This is a genomic window from Mesorhizobium sp. LMG 17147, assembly GCF_024297145.1.
GTDB lineage: Bacteria > Pseudomonadota > Alphaproteobacteria > Rhizobiales > Rhizobiaceae > Mesorhizobium.
Genome location: NZ_JANCTC010000004.1, coordinates 152232 through 168496, shown reverse-complemented (window position 1 = coordinate 168496; position 16265 = coordinate 152232). Strand labels below are relative to the sequence as shown.

Here is a 16265-nt window from a genome sequence, read left to right as displayed (position 1 = left end):
CATTGGTCAGCAGCGAAGGCTCGTGGTAAAAGCCGCCCGGTCCGGAGTTTTGGCGATGAACAAATTCACACCTGCAAAGCCTGCCGGCGCGCGCAGCGTCGACGAGATCACCGGCAGCCGGCGGCTGCGGCGCATGCGCAAGGCCGATTGGTCGCGCCGCCTTGTCCAGGAGAACCGGCTCTCGGTCGACGATCTGATCTGGCCGATCTTCGTCGTCGACGGCAGACAAGTGCGCGAACCGATCGCCGCCATGCCCGGCGTGTTCCGCCTGTCGCTCGACCTCGCCGTCAAGGAGGCTGAGCGCGCGGCCAAGCTTGGCATTCCGGCGATCGCCACTTTCCCCAATGTGGAGCTCGGCCTGCGCGATCAGACCGGTTCGCACATCCTCGATCCGGAAAACATCATCAACCGCGCTACCCGCGCCATCAAGCGGGCGGTGCCGGAGATCGGCATCATCACCGACGCGGCGCTGGATCCGTTCACCTCGCATGGCCATGACGGCATCTTGCGCGAGGGCATTATCGTCAATGATGAAACGGTGGAGCAGGTGTCGGCGGCGGCCGTCATCCAGGCGGCGGCGGGGGCCGACATCATTGCCCCTTCGGACATGATGGACGGTCGGATCGGTGCCATCCGCGATGCGCTCGACGCCAATGGGTTTCAGGATGTAGCGATCATGTCCTATGCGACCAAGTTCGCATCCGCTTTTTACGGCCCCTATCGTGAGGCGGTCGGCACCGCCGGCCTGCTCAAGGGCGACAAGAAAACCTATTACATCGACCACGCCAATTCCGACGAAGCGGTGCGCGAGGCCGAGCAGGATCTAGCCGAAGGCGCCGACATGCTGATGGTCAAGCCCGGCCTGCCCTATCTCGACATCATCCGCCGGCTGAAGGACGAGTTGCAGATGCCAACCTTCGCCTATCAGGTCTCGGGCGAATATTCGATGATCAAGGCCGCCGCCGCCAATGGCTGGATCGACGGCGAAAAGGCGATGCTGGAATCGCTGCTCGCGTTCAAGCGCGCCGGCTGCGACGGGATTCTCACCTACTTTGCCCCCGAAGTAGCGGCGATGCTGAAGGGATAGGTGATCGCATCGTTTTGGGATTTTGGTGCATGGGATGGGGGCCTATGGTAAACCTTCGGGATTGGCCGAATCCTCCCTCCCCCTCGTCATCCTGGGGCGAGCAGGAGCGAAGCTCCGTCGCGGAGACCCCAGGATCCATGCCGTGACCTGGCGGCAGTGCTCCGGCGGATCGAAAACCGAACGCACCCATCCGGTTCTCCGAAAAAGTTCGAACCATTCCGGATTGGTCTTCTTGATCTCCATTCGCGTGGTTCGTCGTTCTGGGCCGCTGTGTTCTTCGGCCGATGTCACGGCATGGATCCTAGGGTCTGCGCCGCGTCGCTTCGCTCCTTGCTTCGCCCCAGGATGACGACGGGATGGTTGGTTATGGCCAATCGCCAGCGTTGGGAGATTGGCGGTTGTGGCCCAGCCGTTCATCGCTAGCCGGCGATCCAAAAACACCGCTTGCAAAATGCAATCAGTTAAGCTAACCCGATAACTGCTTGCATGTCACAATTGGTTATCGAGGAGGCTCTCATGTCCAAACTTCGCGTCAGCGCTTTCATCCTGTCGATCGACGGCTTCGGCGCCGGTCCCGACCAAGACCTGAAGAACCCGCTGGGTGTTGGCGGGGAAGCCCTGCACGGATGGATGTTTGGCACCCGCACTTTCCGCAAGATGGTCCTCGGCAAGGATGGCGGGACCACAGACACTGACGAGGCGTTCGCCGCACGCAGCTTCGAAAACGTCGGCGCATGGATCCTCGGCCGCAACATGTTTGGGCCAATCCGCGGCGAATGGCCGGATGACAGCTGGAAAGGCTGGTGGGGTGACAACCCGCCCTACCATGTGCCGGTCTTCGTGCTCACGCATCATCCGCGTGATCCGATTGTCATGAAGGGCGGCACGACCTTCTATTTCGTGACCGATGGCATCCACTCAGCGCTGCAAAAGGCGAAAGCAGCGGCTGACGGCAAGGACATAAGGCTCGGCGGCGGCGTCGCCACGATCCGGCAATATCTCCAGGAAAAGCTCATCGACGAATTGCATCTGGCGATCTCACCGGTCCTGCTGGGCGCCGGCGAGAACCTTTTTGCCGGCATCGACATGCCCAAGCTCGGCTATCGCTGCAGCGAGCAGGTCGCGACGCCGAAGGCCACGCATGTCATCATCGAGCGCACCTAGCTTGTTGCAGGGCGCCACAGAGCAGCGCCCTCCTCGCCGCTTTAGTCAGTACTTCTCCGGCACATACAGTTCGCGCGGCAGTACCTGGCGCTCGTATTCGGGATTGAAGACGCGCTCCGGCAGTGTGATTTCTTCGTGCGGCACCTCCTCATAAGGCATCTGCTTGAGGAGTTGGTCGATGCAGTTCAGCCGTCCCCGTTTCTTGTCGTTGCCCTCGACGATGAACCACGGGGCGCCACCCTTGCCCGCCGAGTCGCGGCCCTCGAAGACCACGACGAGCTTCTTCTTGTGATAGGCGACCCAGGACTGCAGCTTGATCAATTCGGATTGCAGCGTGATGAGATCGCGAAAATACTGCAGGCGGTCGATCGATGGCGGATGCGCATTCTTGTAGATCTTGGCGATCTCCATCGACAGCGCCGGCTCCGAGATTTCCAGCTCATAATCTTCGTCGAGCGTGTCGGCGAGTTCCGCTTCCAGCCAGTCCCTGGCCGGAGAATTCTGTTTTATCTCGGTCATTTGCGCTGCTCCGCTTACAGTCCTTGCCGGCCGCTGTCAGGCGCTCCGCCGCCCGGCCCGGCGGCCGGAAATCGAAGCGCTGAACCGATGTTAGTATAGGCCGGCAATGACGGTTTTTATTGCAGCCACTACTGCGCTGGCTGTGCGTTCAATCGGAAAGATGTGATCGAGCTTGCCCTGCGGAACTGGCGACAAGCGGAACGAATTATCCTACAAATGCCCGGTTCATTGGGGCTGTCGTTTGCAACGCCCTTTCCCGATAAATCGTGAGGATACGACATGGAATACCGCACTCTCGGCCGTTCCGGGCTGAAGGTTTCGACGCTGACCATGGGCACCATGACGTTCGGTGGCGGCGGCGCGTTTTCGGCGGTCGGCAAGACCGACCTCGACGAGGCGCGCCGGATGATCGACCTTTGCATCGATGCCGGCGTCAATGTCATCGACACCGCCAACGTCTATTCGAACGGCGTGTCGGAAGAGATCATCGGCGAGGCGCTCGGAGGCAAGCGCAAGGGCGACGTGCTGATCGCCTCCAAGGCGCGCATGCGGATCGGCAAAGGCCCCAACGATGAGGGCTTGTCGCGCTACCATCTGATCCGCGAATGCGAGAGGAGCCTGAAGCGCCTCAGGACCGATGTCATCGACATCTATTTCCTGCACGAGTGGGATGGCCTGACACCGCTTGAGGAAACCATCGCCGCGCTCGACACTCTGGTCGCGCAGGGCAAGGTCCGTTATGTCGGCTGCTCCAATTATTCCGGCTGGCAAGTGATGAAGGGGCTGGGGATCAGTGACCGTCATCACCAGCCGCGCTTCGTCACCCAGCAGATCCATTACACGTTGGAAGCGCGCGAGGCCGAGTATGAATTGTTGCCGATCTCGGTCGACCAGGGGCTCGGCGTGCTGGTCTGGAGCCCGCTTGCCGGCGGGTTGCTGTCCGGCAAATACCACCGTGACCAGCCGACCGCCCGCCAGCTCAGCGGCTGGTCGGAACCGCCGATCCGCGACGAGGACCGGCTGTGGCGGATCGTCGACGCGCTGATCGATATCGGCAAGAACCACGGCGTGTCGGCAGCGCAAGTGGCGCTTGCCTGGCTACTCGGCCGGCCCGCCGTCAGCTCGTTGGCGATCGGCGGACGAACCGAAGCGCATTTCAAAGACAATATCGCCGCTGCAAGCCTGGTGCTTGGCGATGAGGAGCGCACACGGCTCAACGCGGTCAGCAGGCCGCCCGTGCTCTATCCCTACTGGCACCAGCAGTTCACCGCAAAGGACCGGTTCGGTCCGGCCGATCTCGTCCTCGACCGCGATGGCGCCTGAAAACAGCCTGAAGCCAGGCTCCCGGACTGCGCCGAGATATGGAGCCGATCGTGCTCTGCGGTGTTGTGTTTGCGGCCCAATGCTCCTAGGCAAAGGCCAAGCACAATGAAAGGAACCGATATGGCACGAGCACCGAACTACGGTCAGGAGCGCAAGGAACGCGACCGGCAGAAGGCTGCCAAGAAGGCGGAAAAGCAGGCTGCCAAGGTCGCAGCCAAGGAGCGATCGAAGCCCGAGGGCGAGAGCGAGTCCCAAACCAAAACCGAAACGGCCGAGTGATGACACCCGGCCTGTCAGGCGGTCCGGGCCTCCGTCAAATCCCGCTATGCCTCAGGCGGGCGCCTTGTCGCTGACGAAGACGTTCACTTCACGAGCTGCGGCAATGAAGGCCCGTCTTGCGTTCATGGCCGGCTTGTCGCCGGCCAGCGCATCATGACAGGCCTGCAGCGCTTCGCGGTGCTTGGGACTGCGCTTGCCGGGCCAATTGTTGAGGAGGTAGTCGGAAGCCTCGCGGGCCGTACGCAAGAGCTGATTGCTTCCCGCCGCGCCCTTGACGGTCACGGGTGTGTCAAATCGGTTGTTTTCCATCGCCGCTCTTACGCCATCGGCATTTGCGAAGCGAGACCGAAAGTAGCATTCTTCGCTCATCTGCCCTTTTCGTGATCAATGGCAGCCGATCCTCACTCAAGCGACGACGGCAAATCCCCGGGCGCGGAGGCCACGCCGGTCGTTGCGCAGCGAGGTCACCAGCCGGTCGCGGCTGCCAATGATGTGGGCTGAAAGCAGGCGGGCGGCGCTATCGGCATCGCCGGCCCGCACCGCCGACAGAATGGCATGGTGTTCGGCCCAGGCACGGCCAAGTGCTGCCTCGTCGCGAACCTCGAGCCAGCGGGCGCGCGACAGGCGTGTCATCGCGTCGCGAACCGCTCTGAACAGGAACTCGTTGCCGGACAGACGCGCCAACTCGATATGAAAATCCATGCCGACGCGATGCCATTCCTCGCGCGGCGTCTTGTCGTCGCAAGAATCGAGCATCCCCTCAATGATTTCGACGGCACTCCTGTCCTGCAAGGTGCAAGTCAGCCTGAGCGCCGCGACCTCGACCGCCTCGCGGTAGACCGCGATCTGCTCCAGCTCAGCAAGATTGATGGGCGAGACCGTCCAGCCGCGGCCGTCGCGGCAAATCAGTCCTTCGGTCTCGAGCCGCAGCAATGCCGCCCTGACCGGCGTGCGCGAGGCTCCGAAACGGCTTTCGACCCAGCGCTCCGTCAGCCGCTCGCCCGGACCGATCTCGAGCCCGAGGATCATCTCGCGAAGCTGCCTTTCGACGTTTTGCATCTGCGACATTGGCGTTCCGTTTGTTGGAGCCGGTTCATTGGCTCTCTGTTCACCGACCATTTGTTGCCGATCACTTTGCAGGGGCCGCATTGACAGCGACCAGCCTTGCGTCCATGACGGATACCAATTTGGTATCCCAGAATGGGATCCGCAGCAAGTTTTCATGCAAACTGGCCGGACAGGACAGGACATGCCGCAAGACGCCACCCTCGCCACGCAAAACGTCCACTGGCGTCGCAATCTCGCCGTGTGTTTTGCCGGCTCGTTCAGCACGCTTGTAGCGATGACGCTGCTGTTGCCCTTCCTGCCGCTTTACGTCGAGCAGTTAGGCGCAGAGGGTCACGCGGCGATCGTCCAGTGGTCGGGCATTGCCTACGGCGCCACCTTCCTTGCTGCCGCGCTGGTTGCGCCCTTGTGGGGGCGGCTAGGCGACCGCTACGGCCGCAAACTGATGCTGGTGCGTGCAAGTTTCGGCATGGCGCTGTGCATGTCGCTGACCGGCATGGTGCAGACCGTCTGGCAATTGGTGCTCCTGCGCCTGCTGATCGGCTTTGCCGGCGGCTATTCTTCGGGCTCGACCATCCTGGTTGCCATGCAGACGCCGAAGGATCGCTCCGGCTGGGCGCTGGGCGTGCTGTCGGCCGGCATAACCGCCGGTGCTCTGGTCGGTCCGCTGCTCGGCGGCGCGCTGCCGCCGCTGATTGGAATCCGCGCCACATTCCTGCTCGCAGGCGGCGTCATTTTCCTGGCGTTTCTGGCAACCACCTTGCTGATCAAGGAGGCCCCTCGCCCGGTTGCCGTCAAGGCGGCGTCACAAGAAAAAGCGAGAGGCGGCTGGTCGCAGATTCCCGACAAGCGCCCCGTCGTCGCCATGCTGGCGACCGGCATGCTGTTGAGTTTTGCCACCATGTCGATTGAGCCGATCATCACCGTCTATGTCCAACAGCTCATCGAAGATCAGAGCCAGGTCACGCTGGTCTCCGGCATCGTCATGTCCGCGGCGGCGCTCGGCGCCATCCTGTCGGCGTCGCGGCTCGGCAAGCTCGCCGACCGTATCGGCCACTGGAACGTAATCGTTGCCGCACTCGCCGTCTCGGCGCTGCTCCTGATCCCGCAGGCCTTCGTTACGCAGGGCTGGCAACTCGTCGGCCTTCGCTTCCTGATGGGCCTGGCGCTTGGCGGTCTTTTGCCCTGCATCACGAGCGTCATCCGCCACAATGTGCCCGACGGCGTCGGCGGCAATGTGCTGGGCTTGTCGATCTCGGCGCAATATGTCGGGCAGGTTGCCGGACCGTTGCTCGGCGGCTTCGTCGGCGGCCATTTCGGTATGCGCTCGGTGTTTCTCGGCACATCCGTGCTGATGGCGGGCGGAGCGGCTTATAACCGGCTAGTCCAGTCGCGCCGCGAACGCGCCATGCTGGCGGAAGCCGGCGAATCCTGACACGGTTCGCCGCACTATCTCAGGCGGTCGCCAGGAATCGCGGAGGCGTGGAAATGAGCATGGCTGAACAGACGGCGGGCAGTCGCGTTCTGATTTTTGCCGGCGGCCTATGCGGCGGAACCGGCGTGGCTCTTTCGGCGGCGGCGGCACATCTCGGCGGCGCTTTCGTCGGTACGGCCGCATCCTTCCTGCTCATGCATGCGCCGGTCTTCCTTACCGTCGGGCTGCTCGGTGGCAACAGAATCCTGCGAACCGGAAGCCTCATCCTTCTCGTCGGGCTTCTGCTTTTCTCGGGAGATCTTTTGGCCCGCGACTTCCTTGGCTCGCGGCTGTTCCCGATGTCGGCGCCGATCGGCGGCACGTTGCTCATCGGCGGCTGGCTCGTGATGGCCGCCTCGGCGCTGGTACACCCGCGCCGCCATTGATGCGGCAACCAATGGCGGCCGCTGCTCTTCGCCAGCCGCGCTCGATCCACGAGCTCCGTCTTGCCAGCTCAGTCTCGCGGACGTTCGGGCCGGACTTGGCCGTCGCGCTTGGGCGTCTTGACAGTACGCCGTCGCTCCAGCCGTTCGGTGGCCGGCGAGATGCCCCAATAATTGCGATAGATGTCTTCGAACAGATGCTTGATCGGATGCATGGCTTAATGTCCTCTAGCTTTTTGAATCGATCCAATCCGCGGGCACAAAAACAGGCCGCCGATCAGCTCCCCTTGCGCCCTACGAGGAAACGCAGGTCGCGAATCCACGGACCGGTCCTGTCGCGCCCCTTACGGGCCTCCGCGCCCGAGCGGATGCTCCAGTCGTTCCGGTAAATGTCCTTGAACAGATAATTGACGGGGTGCATGGCGCTCTCCTCTTGTATCGATCCAATCTGCGGACAAAAACTGCTCTTGGATCGATTCAATAATACGCGTCACACCACAAATGTCAAGCAAAAATTTGAATCGATCCAAGGAAGATGTTAGTTAATTGCGATACTGCTGGACAGGAGTCCTGGAGACAAACAATGGCATCACTCACCGAAAGCGGCAGGAGACCCATCCGGCTGGCGGACATCGCCAAAGCCGCGGGCGTATCGCACGGCACTGCCTCCAATGTCTTCAGCCGTCCCGAAATCGTGCGCGAGGAAGTCCGCGAGCGGGTCAAGGCGGCGGCCGACGCCCTGGGCTACGCCGGCCCGGATCCCAAGGGCCGCCTGCTGCGCGCCGGCAAGGTCAATGCGATCGGCGTCGCCACAACCGAGCCGCTGTCTTATTTCTTCGACGACCCGTTTGCCCGCGTGATGATGGCCGGCATCTCGGAGGCCTGCGACGCCACCGGCGCGGGAATAGCCCTCGTGTCGGCTGGCAACGAGGAAAAACTTGCCTGGAATATCCAGAGCGCCCTCGTGGACGGCTTCATCCTGTTCTGCATCGAGGGCGGTCCGCGTCTCGTTGAGCTGACGCGCGAACGAAAGCTCCCCTTCGTCGCACTCGAGCTCGGCTCGCAGGACGACACGGTCTCCGCGATCAGTATCGACAATGTTGCCGGCGGCCGGCTCGCGGCGCGCCATCTGGCGGAACTTGGACATCGCCGCTTCGCCGTATTGTCGCTGGCCTTCGCCGACGACAGCACCGGTCTTGTCTCGCCCGAGCAGGTCCGGACGGCGTCCTATACCGGAACCCGTGATCGCCTCCTCGGCTATTTCGAAGAGCTTTCCCGGTTTGGTGTCGACACCGCCAAGGTGCCGGTCTACGAGACCGAAAACGATAAGGCGAGCACAAGGGCTGGCCTTGAAACCATCTTCGCCTCGGCGGAACCGCCGACCGCCATCCTGGCGATGTCGGACCGGATCGCAATGGTGGCATTGGAATGGCTCAACGCACGGGGCATCGCGGTTCCCCGCGATGTTTCCGTCGTCGGCTTCGACGGCGTGCCTGAAGCCGCAACTAGCGAGCCTCCGCTCACCACCATCGCCCAGCCGATCGCCGAGATCGGCCGCCGGGCAGCGCGAAGAATCCTCGACTTCGACGGCACGGTGCGGCGAGAAACGCTCGACGTCGAACTTGTCGTCAGGGAATCGTCCGGACCGCCGCCAAGTACAGGCTGACTGGGGCAGATCGGCACCAAATCTTATCTATTTGCCGCCATGGGACCGATGCCAAAGGATGGACGAACAGGCAACGCCTCGTTGCGGACCGGCTTGCCCTTGCCGGACCAGCCGATTGCGGACAGCCACTCCAGATAAAAGGCGAGCGCGAACTGCATGGCGATGCCGGCGGCGAGCAGCAGACTGTCATAGGCAATGCCGCCCGGGTTGATCAGCTTCATCACCTGCGCCGCCATGGCAATCACCGTGCCGGCAATGAAAACCGGCAGCGAGCGTTTGCCCAATATGGCGAGCGGATTGTCACGGCCGGTGCGGAACAGGTTCGAGACGAAAGGCAAGGCGACCACCAGATAGCTCATCGCCAGGATGTGCAGCAGCCGCGGCAACGACAGGAACGTCTTGTCGAAACCGGTCAGCACCACCGGCAGGTCGAGCCATGACACATGCCCCCACAGCGGGCTATGCACCCAGACGAGCGCCGTCAGCACATAGGCGGCCGCCGCGCCGACCAGCCACCGATTGACCGGGATGGTGCCGCCGCGCCGCACATGCAACACGCTGGCCATGCCGATATTGAACAGCAATTGCCATGACAGCGGATTGAGGAACCAGAACCCGGGCTCCGGGTAGTTCGGCGGCGCGATCTGGTAGATTCCGGCAACCAGCCAAAGGGCTGCGGACACGGCAAGCACGGCCAGTGGCCTGTAGCTGATGAACAGCAGGAAGGCCGGCGCCATCAACAGCAGCACCGCATAGACCGGCAGTATGTTGTTGTAACCGAGCTGATGGCCGAGCGTGACGATACCGACCAGGACTTGCGGCGGGTTCCTGACGAGCGGCTCGATGTTGATCAGCGTCAGAAGGTCCGGCCGTTTCGCAAACACCGCCGCTGCGCAGAAGATGGCCATGACCACCATCGTCGTGACGATGTGGGTGACATAGAGCACGCCGGCGCGGCGCCACATTTTCAGCGTTGCAATCAGCCGGTTTCCCGGCTGGAATTTGGTGCCGTAGGCAAGAGCGACGGACATGCCGGAGATCAGCACGAAGGCCTCGGCCGCATCCGAAAACCCGAAATTCTTGTAGGTCAGGGTTTCGAAAACTGTGCCCGGCACGTGGTCGATGAATATGGTCAGGAGGGCGAGTGCCCGGAACACGTCAATACGCGTATCGCGTTCCGGCGAAACTGGCATGGTCATCGATAAAAGGCCTTAAAGCTGGTTGTTCATGCGCGGTATGCGACCACCCGGGCGACCACCCGGCGCACACTGCTTCGAATCCCTCCCGCGGGGATTATATCGGCGAAGAAACGGACTGAAATGCGCCCGGTTCAATCAACTTTGGCGGAGCTTGAAAATATTTCGTTTTGAAGCCGGCAAATGAACGAAAACATCGTGAAAACAAAAGGATGCAACTATGTCCGAAAAACCTCCGGAAGATGACTTTTTGCGGCGTGACCTGCCATTTTTCTACCGCGTTTACAGGCCCGCAGCACCAACCGGAGAGTGCCTCTTTCTGCTGCATGGATCGGGTGTCGACGAGACGACTCTGGTGCCGCTGGGGCGCCAAGTCTCGCCGCACGCCACCTTGGTGGCGGTGCGTGGCCGGATCGCCCAGGAAGACGGTTTCCGCTGGTTCAGGCGGATTTCGCCGATACGATTCGAGCAGGACAGCATCCGCAAAGAGGCGGACGCTTTCGCTGACTTCATCCCCAAGGCCGCGAAACGCCACGACCTCGATCTCGCCCGAGCCTCCTTTATCGGCTACTCCAACGGCGCCAACCTGGTTTCAAGCGTGATGCTGCTGCATCCGCGGCTCATCGTCCAAGCGGCTTTGCTGCGCCCGATGCCGGTTCTGGACGAGGTGCCGCCGGCGGATCTCAGCAACGCACGGGTGGTAATCTTATCCGGCGCCGACGACCTGACTTACCGGCCCTTCGCACTCGCGCTGGTCGGACTGCTCAGCCGGCATGGCGCCAAAGTCGAGGCCCACACCGTCGCCTCCGGCCATGAAATCGGCAATCCGGACGCCGAGATCGTCAGGCGATGGCTGGCGGATCCTGCAGTCGCCGTTGCAGCGTCAGATCGATAAGCCTCGAAGCTAGCCTCGCCCCATGCGGTTCCAGGCGTCCAGCCCGGCGATCTTGTAGGCTTCGGCCAGCGTCGGATAGTTGAAGGTGTTGTTGACGAAGAAGTCGACGGTGCCGCCGAGATTGATCACCGCCTGGCCAATGTGGATGAGTTCGGTCGCGCCCTCGCCGACAATATGGGCGCCGAGCAGTCGGCGTGTTTCGATCGAAAACAGAAGCTTCAGGAAGCCGGTATTGACCCCCATGATGTGGCCGCGCGAGGTCTCGCGAAACCGCGCCACGCCGACCTCATAGGCTGCACCACCCTCGCGCACCTGCTCCTCGGACTGGCCGACTGTGGAGATTTCCGGCACGGCATATATGCCATAGGGAAAGGTTTCAGGCGGCGGCGGCAAGGGCACGCCGAAGGCATGGCAGGCGGCCACCCTGCCCTGCTCCATCGAAGTCGAGGCCAGGCTCGGAAAACCAATGACGTCGCCGGCGGCATAGATGTTGGGCGCGCTTGTCTGGAAGGTCTGCGGATCGACCCTGATGCGGCCTCGCGAATCAGCCTCGATGCCGACGGCGTCGAGCCCTAAATTGCCGACATTGCCGGTGCGTCCCGCGGCATAAAGCACGATCTCGGAACGTATGGTGCGGCCGTCGGCCAGCTTCACCTCAGCATAGTCGGGTTTCGAGGCGATCTCCTTGACGGCACTGCCCAATCGGATGGTCATGCCGCGGTCGCGCATCTGATGGATGAAGTCGTCGACGATCTCGCGGTCGACGAAATCCAACATGGTATTGCGCGGCTCGACCAGCGTCACCGGCACGTCGAGCGCCGAAAAGATCGTTGCATATTCGACGCCGATGACGCCGGCGCCGATCACCGTCAGCGTGCGTGGCAGGCGGTCGAGCTCCAGCATCTCGTCGCTGTCGAAGATCCGTGTCTTGTCGAACGGCACGTCGCGCGGCCGGTGCGGCCGGGTGCCGACCGCGATCAGCGCATGGGCGAAGCCAACCTCGCTGTAGTCGCCGGTGTCGGTGGTCAGGCTGACCTTGTTGGGGCCGAGGAATTTTGCCGCGGCACGTGCGCTCTTGACCGTGTTGCGCATGAACTGGTGCTGCAGTACCTCGACCTCATGGTCGAGCGTCTTATGCAGGCGCTCGACCAGATCGCCGACCGAAATGTCCTGCTTGACCCGGTAGCCGCGACCGTAAAAGCCGCGCTCGCGCCAGCCTGAGAGGTTGAGCACCGTCTCGCGCAACGTCTTCGACGGGATGGTGCCGGTATGCACCGACACGCCGCCGAGGCGCCGGCCTCTGTCGACCACCAGCACCGACTTGCCGAGCTTGGCCGACTGCACCGCGGCGCGGCGCCCGGATGGGCCGCTGCCGATGACCAGCATGTCATAGTCCATGTCGCCCCGTCCCCTCGGCTTGGCGCTTTTTGTTGCGCCGCAGCAAGCTAACGCTATCCGCGCCACAAATTCAACAAGTCACAGACGGCGCCAAGTGCTCCGTCACCATCTACATGGTGGACGGCTCGATCTTGATTCCGCCGCGAACCTTCACCATTTCATCAACAAGCGGCCCCGTGCATTAACCCGGGTTCGATTACGAGGAAATGACATGAACGCTCGCGTTCTCGACGGCGAAATCATCACCAACAGGCTCGAAGATATCAGCGCCTATGAGGGCGTGCGCACGCGGCGCATTCTCGCCTTCGTCATCGATTATTTCATCGTGGCGCTGCTCACCATTCCATTCGCGATCCTGGTGTTCCTGTTCGGGCTGTTGACGCTCGGCCTTGGCTGGATGCTGTTTTCCATTCTCGTGCCGGCCGTCGCCATCCTCTACATCTGGAACACGCTCGGCAGTAAAGACCAGGCCACCACCGGCATGAAGATAATGGGCATCCGGCTCGACCGACTCGACGGCGGCCCCATCGACGGGCTGACCGCCGTCGTGCATTCGGTGCTGTTTTGGGCCGGCAATGTCATCCTTTCGCCGCTAGTCCTGCTGGTGAGCCTGTTTTCCGATCGCAAGCGCACGCTGCACGACCTGCTGCTCGGCACCGTCGTCAGCCGCAGCGGCCGCTGAGCGCGGGCGCAGCCTTTGCGCACAAATGTGAAGACGTCCAATCAACCAGGCTTTCACAATCCTGTTGAATTTTTCGGCGTCCGCGCCAAAGGTAGAGCGATTCGCAGGAGTGTTTCCAAGGCTCGATGACGCAGCACCCGACCCAGTCGCCGCAGTTCTTTCTGACCGCGCCCTCGCCATGTCCCTATCTCGAGGGCCAGTTCGAGCGCAAGGTGTTCACACACCTGGTCGGCGACAAGGCCCCGGAGATGAACGATCTGTTGACGCAGGGTGGATTCAGGCGGTCGCAGAACATCGCTTACAGGCCGGCTTGCGAGACCTGCCGCGCCTGTGTGTCGGTGCGCATCCTGGCGCAGGAATTCACCGCCAGCCGAAACATGAAACGCGTCATACAGCATAATTCGGATCTGGTCGGCGCCATGCACGACGCCGAGCCCTCCACCGAGCAATATTCGCTGTTCCGCAGCTATCTCGACGCCCGCCACCGCCGTGGCGGCATGTCCGACATGACCGTGCTCGACTACGCCATGATGGTCGAGGATACCCATGTCGACACCAAGGTCATCGAATACCGTCGCCGCGGACCCGACAGCTTCATCACCGGCAAGGGCCAGGGCGAGCTGATCGCCGTAGCGCTCACCGACAAGATGGCCGATGGCCTGTCGATGGTCTATTCCTACTTCAACCCGGACTTCGAGGACCGCTCGCTCGGCACCTTCATGATCCTCGACCACATCGCCCGCGCCAGGGCGATGGGCCTGCCCCATGTCTACCTGGGTTACTGGGTCAACGGCTCGCGCAAGATGAATTATAAGATGCGCTTCCAGCCGCAGGAGCATCTCGGCCCGAAAGGTTGGGAACGCTACAATCACGAAGCGGTTTCGCGCTGATCTTCGCTTTCGGTATTCACTCTTAATTGTTTCGAGGAGGATGCCGCTGGGCTTCCGGCCGATCGGCTGGAAAACCGGCCGGGTCAATTTTGCGCCTCCAAGCCTACGCGAGAATTGCCGCATGTCTTCCCACAACGACCACCAGAGAGGCCTTCTGATCACCGCCATCGGCGGGCTGACGCTGACGGTCGACATTCCGCTGATCCGGCTCGCCGATGGCGAGGCATGGACGATCCTGCTGTTGCGCACCGGTACGACCTTGGTCGCCACGCTCATCATCTGGGCCGTCTGGCGCTCGCTGAGCGCAAAGGCGCCGCAGCTTATCCCGGGCTGGTCAGGGCTCATCGTTGCCGCCCTCTACGGGCTCGGCTCGATCGCCTTCATCACCGGCGTCTACAACACCTCGACCGCCAACCTCGTTTTCATCCTGGCCTTCACAACCATGTTCGCGGCCCTTTTGTCATGGCTGTTCCTGAAGGAGAGGCCACGGCCCCTGACGCTTGCAGCGCTGGCACTGATGATCGTCGGCGTGACGATCATTGTCGGCGATTCCGTTGGACCGGACATCTCTTCGGCGACCTGATGGCGCTATGCTCGGCTTTCATGATCGCAGCGGCCATTACTATCTCGCGCGCAAGCGGCAAGGATATGGGTTTCACGGCGCTGATCGGAGTGGTCCTGCCGCTGGCCGTCGCCGCCCTGATGGTTTCCAAGGTGGGTTTTCACGTCAACGCGCCATGGTGGATCGTTTTCAACGGTGCCGTCATCATGCCGATCTCGTTCTTCTGCCTCGCCAACGGCCCGAAATACATCTCCGGGCCGGAGGTGGCGATGTTCTACCTGCTTGAAACCGTGCTGGCACCGGTCTGGGTGTGGATGATCTTCGCCGAAGCGCCGTCGCGCAACAGCCTGATCGGCGGCGCGATCCTAATCATGACTTTGATCGGCCATTCGCTCTGGCAGTTGCACGAGGGGCGCAAACGCCGCGCCACGTTCGCCGTCAGTCACCCGGCCTGATTCTTTTTCGCGGCCGCGCGCTCGGCAACAATTTCGATCTGCGGCGGCGCGTCATCGTGCTCCGCCGGTTCGGCGGCAGCGAGTTCATCGGTCAGTTCCACTTCGCGCAGCCATTCGCGCCAGATTGCGACCAGCAGGGCCATCAGCACCGGGCCTATGAACAGTCCGAGAAAACCCATCGTCTTGACGCCGCCGATCAGGCCGAAAAAGGTTGGCAGGAAGGGCAGCTTTATCGGCCCGCCGACCAGCTTCGGGCGCAATGTCTTGTCGACGATGAAGAGTTCGACCGCGCCCCAGATGAACAGTGCCAGCCCGGCCATCGGCGAGCCGCTGGCAGCGAGATAGATCGAGACCAGCGTGAAGGACAGGGGCGCGCCGCCGGGGATCAGCGCCATGATGCCGGTCAGCGCGCCGAGCGTCACCGGCGACGGCACGCCGGCCAACCAGTAAGCGATACCCAGCACCAGCCCTTCGCCGATGGCGATAACAGTCATGCCGGTCACCGTCGAGGAGATCGTCGCCGGCACCACGCGTGAGATCCGTTCCCATCTGGCCGGCAGGATGCGTTCGCCGAGGCGATCGACCTGTCCGGCGAAATGCTCGCCGTCGCGATAGGCGAAGAACAGCGCGATCATCATGAACAGCAGCGTCAGCAAAAGGCCGAAGGCGCTGCCGCCCGCGGCAAGCACGCCGCGGTAGATGCTGCCGATATTGGCGCCGCTGATCAGCTGGATCAGTTCGCCGATACCGCCAGGGTGGCCAACGTTAACCGTCCATTGTTCATTGAGCCATTCGCCCACCACCGGCATGGTGGCGATCCAGTGCGGCGTCGGCGCACCGTAGCGGTTGGTCTCGATCGACCAGTTGACCCATTCGCGCACCTCATTGATGGCGTAGGTGCCGGCAAGCGCGATCGGCACCACCAGGAAGGTTAGGATGAACAAGATCGCAAGCGTCGCCGCGATCGTGCGGTTGCCGCCGACGCCGGCGAGCAGCCGTCGGTAGAGCGGCCAGCTGGCGAAGGCGATCACCAGGGCGGCAAGGACCGGAAACAGGAAGCCGTGGAAGAAGTAAACGCCAGCGGCAACGATCAGCACCAGGAGCCAGCGCGCCGCCGACAGCGGCGGAATGACAGCGGCCCTGAGCGGCGTCGACAGGCCAAACAGGCGCTGCTGCCGCTCCGGCTTCTGTATCCTGACTTCCTTCAAGCGCCCAATTCTCCCTGGC

18 protein-coding genes and 1 pseudogene are annotated in these 16265 nt (G+C 62.4%); 11 read left to right on the top strand and 8 right to left on the bottom strand.

The genetic code is table 11. The features are described from left to right. Positions 1-55: 55 nt before the first annotated feature. Positions 56-1087, top strand: coding sequence for a porphobilinogen synthase (gene hemB / locus NMG46_RS10235; protein WP_254817543.1), 1032 nt, complete (start codon positions 56-58; stop codon positions 1085-1087). A 516-nt stretch (positions 1088-1603) separates the two neighbouring features. Next, positions 1604-2251, top strand: a complete 648-nt coding sequence (locus NMG46_RS10230) for a dihydrofolate reductase family protein (protein ID WP_254817542.1) — start codon at positions 1604-1606, stop codon at positions 2249-2251. A gap of 45 nt (positions 2252-2296) precedes the next feature. On the opposite strand, the gene NMG46_RS10225 is transcribed toward NMG46_RS10230, so the two are convergent. Continuing rightward, the gene (locus tag NMG46_RS10225) at positions 2297-2770 is read right to left on the bottom strand and encodes a hypothetical protein (RefSeq protein ID WP_254817541.1); all 474 of its coding nucleotides are present in this window, start codon (positions 2768-2770) and stop codon (positions 2297-2299) included. A gap of 279 nt (positions 2771-3049) precedes the next feature. Between NMG46_RS10225 and NMG46_RS10220 the strand changes: the two genes are divergently transcribed. Together NMG46_RS10220 and NMG46_RS10215 are read left to right on the top strand one after the other, a co-directional pair. Continuing rightward, positions 3050-4093, top strand: coding sequence for an aldo/keto reductase (locus tag NMG46_RS10220; RefSeq protein WP_254817540.1), 1044 nt, complete (start codon positions 3050-3052; stop codon positions 4091-4093). Between the two features lie 120 nt (positions 4094-4213). After that, positions 4214-4372 (top strand): hypothetical protein, encoded by a 159-nt coding sequence (locus tag NMG46_RS10215; protein WP_254817539.1) that lies wholly within the window; start codon positions 4214-4216, stop codon positions 4370-4372. 51 nt (positions 4373-4423) lie between these two features. Here NMG46_RS10215 and NMG46_RS10210 read toward each other — a convergent pair whose 3' ends face one another. Both NMG46_RS10210 and NMG46_RS10205 read right to left on the bottom strand, forming a co-directional pair. Continuing rightward, entirely contained in the window at positions 4424-4681 is a 258-nt protein-coding gene (locus NMG46_RS10210; RefSeq protein ID WP_023674477.1) for a DUF982 domain-containing protein, read from the bottom strand. Positions 4682-4777: 96 nt separating this feature from the next. Continuing rightward, on the bottom strand, positions 4778-5440 hold the full coding sequence (locus tag NMG46_RS10205; protein WP_254817538.1) for a GntR family transcriptional regulator: 663 nt from the start codon (positions 5438-5440) through the stop codon (positions 4778-4780). A 181-nt stretch (positions 5441-5621) separates the two neighbouring features. Between NMG46_RS10205 and NMG46_RS10200 the strand changes: the two genes are divergently transcribed. Next, positions 5622-6872, top strand: coding sequence for a multidrug efflux MFS transporter (locus NMG46_RS10200; protein ID WP_254817537.1), 1251 nt, complete (start codon positions 5622-5624; stop codon positions 6870-6872). 53 nt (positions 6873-6925) lie between these two features. Then, the gene (locus NMG46_RS10195; RefSeq protein ID WP_254817536.1) at positions 6926-7297 is read left to right on the top strand and encodes a DUF423 domain-containing protein; all 372 of its coding nucleotides are present in this window, start codon (positions 6926-6928) and stop codon (positions 7295-7297) included. A gap of 68 nt (positions 7298-7365) precedes the next feature. Here NMG46_RS10195 and NMG46_RS10190 read toward each other — a convergent pair whose 3' ends face one another. Continuing rightward, positions 7366-7509 carry a hypothetical protein gene (locus NMG46_RS10190; RefSeq protein WP_254817535.1) on the bottom strand — a complete coding sequence of 48 codons (144 nt, stop codon included), beginning with the start codon at positions 7507-7509 and terminating at the stop codon, positions 7366-7368. Positions 7510-7571: 62 nt separating this feature from the next. Continuing rightward, a complete protein-coding gene (locus tag NMG46_RS10185) occupies positions 7572-7715 on the bottom strand; it encodes a hypothetical protein (protein WP_254817534.1) in 144 nt (47 codons plus the stop codon). A gap of 162 nt (positions 7716-7877) precedes the next feature. Between NMG46_RS10185 and NMG46_RS10180 the strand changes: the two genes are divergently transcribed. Then, positions 7878-8960: a LacI family DNA-binding transcriptional regulator gene (locus NMG46_RS10180; protein ID WP_254817533.1), complete on the top strand. Its 1083-nt coding sequence runs from the start codon at positions 7878-7880 to the stop codon at positions 8958-8960. Between the two features lie 23 nt (positions 8961-8983). Here the strand turns inward: NMG46_RS10180 and NMG46_RS10175 are convergent, their stop codons facing one another. After that, the gene (locus NMG46_RS10175; RefSeq protein WP_254817532.1) at positions 8984-10159 is read right to left on the bottom strand and encodes an OpgC family protein; all 1176 of its coding nucleotides are present in this window, start codon (positions 10157-10159) and stop codon (positions 8984-8986) included. A 217-nt stretch (positions 10160-10376) separates the two neighbouring features. Here NMG46_RS10175 and NMG46_RS10170 point away from each other — a divergent pair, with 217 nt between their 5' ends. Then, positions 10377-11051: an alpha/beta hydrolase gene (locus NMG46_RS10170; RefSeq protein ID WP_254817531.1), complete on the top strand. Its 675-nt coding sequence runs from the start codon at positions 10377-10379 to the stop codon at positions 11049-11051. Positions 11052-11060: 9 nt separating this feature from the next. On the opposite strand, the gene sthA is transcribed toward NMG46_RS10170, so the two are convergent. Then, a complete protein-coding gene (gene sthA, locus NMG46_RS10165) occupies positions 11061-12449 on the bottom strand; it encodes a Si-specific NAD(P)(+) transhydrogenase (RefSeq protein WP_254817530.1) in 1389 nt (462 codons plus the stop codon). Positions 12450-12660: 211 nt separating this feature from the next. On the opposite strand from sthA, the gene NMG46_RS10160 reads away from it, so the two are divergent. The 3 genes and pseudogenes from NMG46_RS10160 (at position 12661) to NMG46_RS10150 (ending at position 15038) form a co-directional block, all read left to right on the top strand. Continuing rightward, positions 12661-13131, top strand: a complete 471-nt coding sequence (locus tag NMG46_RS10160) for an RDD family protein (protein WP_254817529.1) — start codon at positions 12661-12663, stop codon at positions 13129-13131. Between the two features lie 125 nt (positions 13132-13256). Beyond that, positions 13257-14021, top strand: coding sequence for an arginyltransferase (locus NMG46_RS10155; RefSeq protein ID WP_023717252.1), 765 nt, complete (start codon positions 13257-13259; stop codon positions 14019-14021). Positions 14022-14142: 121 nt separating this feature from the next. Next, positions 14143-15038 (top strand): annotated as a pseudogene (locus NMG46_RS10150) (DMT family transporter). Here NMG46_RS10150 and NMG46_RS10145 read toward each other — a convergent pair. After that, positions 15026-16246, bottom strand: a complete 1221-nt coding sequence (locus NMG46_RS10145) for an AI-2E family transporter (protein ID WP_254817528.1) — start codon at positions 16244-16246, stop codon at positions 15026-15028. The pseudogene NMG46_RS10150 and the gene NMG46_RS10145 sit on opposite strands and share 13 nt — an antisense overlap. Between the last annotated feature and the right edge of the window lie 19 nt (positions 16247-16265).